Origin of the sequence: Micromonospora sp. NPDC049089 (assembly GCF_040648775.1) — a bacterium.
Classification (GTDB): Bacteria; Actinomycetota; Actinomycetes; order Mycobacteriales; family Micromonosporaceae; genus Micromonospora.
Window position 1 is genome coordinate 1 of the sequence record NZ_JBEZEH010000328.1, and the last position, 4,192, is coordinate 4,192.

At 70.8% G+C, this 4,192-nt stretch carries 3 protein-coding genes; all 3 read right to left on the reverse strand.

Annotated elements, in window-relative coordinates; translation table 11 throughout:
- Positions 1-159: 159 nt before the first annotated feature.
- Positions 160-2,541 carry a polyribonucleotide nucleotidyltransferase gene (locus tag AB0B48_RS32060; RefSeq protein ID WP_357208165.1) on the reverse strand — a complete coding sequence of 794 codons (2,382 nt, stop codon included), beginning with the start codon at positions 2,539-2,541 and terminating at the stop codon, positions 160-162.
- A gap of 226 nt (positions 2,542-2,767) precedes the next feature.
- Positions 2,768-3,037, reverse strand: coding sequence for a 30S ribosomal protein S15 (rpsO, locus tag AB0B48_RS32065; RefSeq protein WP_030337594.1), 270 nt, complete (start codon positions 3,035-3,037; stop codon positions 2,768-2,770).
- Positions 3,038-3,236: 199 nt separating this feature from the next.
- Positions 3,237-4,166, reverse strand: coding sequence for a bifunctional riboflavin kinase/FAD synthetase (locus tag AB0B48_RS32070; protein ID WP_357208167.1), 930 nt, complete (start codon positions 4,164-4,166; stop codon positions 3,237-3,239).
- Between the last annotated feature and the right edge of the window lie 26 nt (positions 4,167-4,192).

Here is a 4,192-nt window from a genome sequence, read left to right on the forward strand (position 1 = left end):
CGGCTTACGAGTTGCACCATATGGTGTGTGGAGTTCAGAAGTGTGATCTTCCGATACCGTGGGCCACCCCCCGTCGATCCGGTGGAAACGGCGCGCTGATGGCCCGACTCACGACTTGCTCCCGGTTCGACGAGGGGTGGGTGATGCGTTGTGCGACGGTCAGCTGTGCCGGGTCCGACGACGCGGACGCTCGCCGCCCTCGCCACCTTCGCCGCCGCCACCCTCGCCGCCGCGCTCCGGGCCACGCCCGCCACGGTCGCCGCCACGCTCACGGTCGCCACGGTCACGCGGAGCCCGGTCGCCCCGGTCCCGACCAGCCGGCCGGTCGCCAGCGGCGGCCTCACCGGCGGCCGGAGCCTCGGTGCCCTCCGGGCGGACCTTGTCGAGGTAGATCTTGCCGCGGGCGTCGATGTCCGCGATCTCGACCTCGACCCGGTCACCGACGTTGAGGAAGTCCTCGACGCGCTCGACCCGCTTGCCGTCGCCCACCTTGGAGATGTGCAGCAGGCCGTCACGGCCCGGCAGGAGCGAGATGAACGCGCCGAACGCGGCGGTCTTGACCACAGTGCCGAGGAACCGCTCGCCCTGCTTCGGCAGCGTCGGGTTGGCGATGCCGTTGATCCGGTCGACGGCCGCCTGGGCCGACGGGCCGTTGGTGGCGCCGACGTAGATCGTGCCGTCGTCCTCGATGGAGATCTCGGCGCCGGTCTCGTCCTGAATCGCGTTGATGGTCTGCCCCTTCGGGCCGATCACCATGCCGATCTTGTCCACCGGGATCTTGACGGTGGTGACCCGCGGCGCGTAGTCGGACATCTCGGCCGGAGCCTCGATCGCCGCCTTCATGACGCCGAGGATGATCTGCCGGGCCTCGTTCGCCTGCTGCAACGCGGCGGCCAGCACGTCCGACGGGATGCCGTTGAGCTTGGTGTCGAGCTGGAGCGCGGTGACGAATTCCGGCGTGCCGGCGACCTTGAAGTCCATGTCACCGAACGCGTCCTCGGCACCGAGGATGTCGGTCAGCGTCACGTACTGGGTCTTGCCGTCCACCTCGTCGGAGATGAGCCCCATCGCGATGCCGGCGACCGGCGCCTTCAGCGGAACACCCGCGGAGAGCAGGCCCAGCGTCGACGCGCAGACCGAACCCATCGAGGTGGAGCCGTTGGAGCCGAGCGCCTCCGACACCTGCCGGATGGCGTACGGGAACTCCTCGCGCGACGGCAGCACCGGGATCAGCGCGCGCTCGGCGAGGGCGCCGTGGCCGATCTCGCGACGCTTCGGCGAGCCGACCCGGCCGGTCTCACCGGTCGAGTACGGCGGGAAGTTGTAGTTGTGCATGTAGCGCTTGCGGTTCTCGGGGGACAGCGTGTCCACCATCTGCTCCATGCGGAGCATGTTCAGCGTGGTGACGCCCAGGATCTGGGTCTCGCCCCGCTCGAACAGCGCCGAACCGTGCACCCGGGGCAGCACGCCGACCTCGGCGGTCAGCGCCCGGATGTCGCGCGGGCCACGCCCGTCCATGCGGACCTGCTCGCGCAGCACGCGGTTGCGCACCTCGGACTTGGTCAGCGACCGGAAGGCAGCGCTGAGCTCCTTCTCCCGACCCTCGAACCGAGCGCCCAGCTCCTCGGCGACCCGAGCCTTGACCCGGTCCAGGGCCTCCTCGCGGTCGGCCTTACCGGCGATGGTGATCGCCTCGGCCACGTCACCGCGAGCGAACTCGGCGACGGCGTCGTAGATGTCGTCCTGGTAGTCCAGGAAGACCGGGAACTCGGTGACCGGCTTGGCGGCGACCTCGGCCAGCTCGCTCTGCGCGCGGCACAGCTCGCGGATCGCCGGCTTGGCGGCCTCCAGGCCGCTGGCGACGACCTCCTCGGTCGGGGCGGTGGCACCGGCCGAGATGAGGGCGACGGCGTTCGGGGTGGCCTCGGCCTCGACCATCATGATCGCGACGTCGCCGTCCTCGAGCGTGCGGCCAGCCACGACCATGTCGAAGGTGGCGCGAGCCAGCTCCTCAAGGGTCGGGAAGGCGACCCACTGGCCGTCGATGTGGGCGACGCGGGTCGCACCGATCGGGCCGGAGAACGGCAGGCCGGAGAGCTTGGTCGACATCGAGGCGGCGTTGATCGCCACGACGTCGTACGGGTGCTGCGGGTCGAGCGCGAGGATGGTCTCGACGACCTGGACCTCGTTGCGCAGGCCCTTGACGAAGGACGGGCGCAGCGGCCGGTCGATCAGCCGGCAGGTGAGGATCGCGTCCTCGCTGGGCCGACCCTCACGGCGGAAGAACGAGCCGGGGATGCGGCCCGCGGCGTACATCCGCTCCTCGACGTCGACGGTCAGCGGGAAGAAGTCGAACTGCTCCTTCGGGTGCTTACCGGCGGTCGTGGCGGAGAGAACAACCGTCTCGCCCAGCTGGGCGATGACGGAACCGGCGGCCTGGCGAGCCAGCCGACCGGTGGAGAAGGTGATCTCGCGGGTGCCGAAGGACCCGTTGTCGATCACGGCGGTGCGGGATTCGGTGCCGAGTTTGGTCTCGGTCATGTGCTGTCGTGCTCCTTCGCGTCGTGGGCCCACGACATCGGGGAGCTGCTCAGCCGGCCGGTCTTCGATCGAAGCGCCCGGGTGGCCGGCATGATGCCGGGTTCCCGGGGGCCACTACCGGAGACCGGTACGCTGACCGGCTCCCTCTCGGGTGGTCGCGCGGCCCGTGTTTCTTCAGGTGGGACGCGGTACGGGGGAGTAGCCGAGCGGCCACTCCCCCGTCACGTCACCGGCGCAGACCGAGCCGCTCGATGAGCGACCGGTAGCGGGCAATGTCCTTCTTCTGGACGTAGTTGAGCAACCGACGGCGACGGCCGACCAGCAGCAGCAGCCCACGGCGGCTGTGGTGGTCGTGCTTGTGCACCTTCAGGTGCTCGGTCAGCTCGGCGATCCGCTTGGTGAGGACCGCTACCTGGACCTCCGGCGAACCGGTGTCGCCCTCGGCGGTCGCGTACTCCGCGCGGATGCTGGCCTTGGCTTCCTGATCGAGCGCCATGTTCTCCCTGTTTCGATGGGTTGATCAAGTGGGTGTCCGTCGTCCCGATGGACCGGGAACGGACCGGTACCTCGCACCCGCGGCGTCGAGCAGGCACGCGAGGCCCCACGCCGGTCACCCGACGTCCCGGCAAGACTACCAGCACTCGCCGGTAACACCCGGCGAAGGGCCTCGGTGGCGGCCCGGCGCCCCGGCACGATCAGGCCAGTACGCGCCGGGTGCGCTCGACGTCCTGATTCATCTGGGCGATCAGCGGCTCGATCGAGTCGTACCGGATCTGGCCCCGCAGGTGCGCCACGAAGTCCAGGGCCAGCCGCTCGCCGTACAGGTCGCCGGAGAAGTCCAGCGCGTACGCCTCCACCCGTCGCTCCCGGCCGGAGAAGGTCGGGTTGGTGCCCACGGACACCGCCGCCAGCAGCGGCTCGTGCTGACCGCGGCGGATCAGCCGGGCCGCGTACACGCCGTCGGCGGGCACCGCCGCGTACCGGTGGCAGAGCAGGTTGGCGGTGGGGAAGCCCAGCTCCCGGCCCCGCTGGTCGCCGCGGACCACGACGCCCTCCACCCGGTGTGGGCGGCCCAGCGCGCCGGCCGCCGCGCCCACGTCACCCGCGTCGACGCAGGACCGGATGTACGTGGAGGAGAAGACGGTGCCGGCCTCGGCGACCAGCGGGGCGCCCTCCACGCCGAAGCCGAACGTCTGACCCAGCCGTTCCAACAACGCCACGTCGCCGGCGGCCCGGTGCCCGAAGCGGAAGTTGCCGCCGACCACCACCAACGCGGCGTGCAGGTGCTCGACCAGGACGTCGTGCACGAACTGCTCGGCCGGCACCCGGGAGAACTCCGGGGTGAACGGCACCACGCAGAGCACGTCCACGCCGAGCGCCTCGATCAGCTCGGCCTTACGGGCCGGCTCGGTGAGCACCGCCGGGTGCGAACCGGGGCGGACCACCTCGGCCGGGTGCGGATCGAAGGTGACCACCACCGACTGCACGCCCAACTCGCGGGCCCGGGCCACGGCGTGCCCGATGGTCGCCTGGTGCCCCTTGTGCACACCGTCGAAGACGCCGATGGTGACCACCGAGCGTCCCCATCCGCCAGGCGCCGCGTCGTAGCCCCGCCACCGCTGCATGCCGTTCCTCTCTGCTGTCCCGCCGG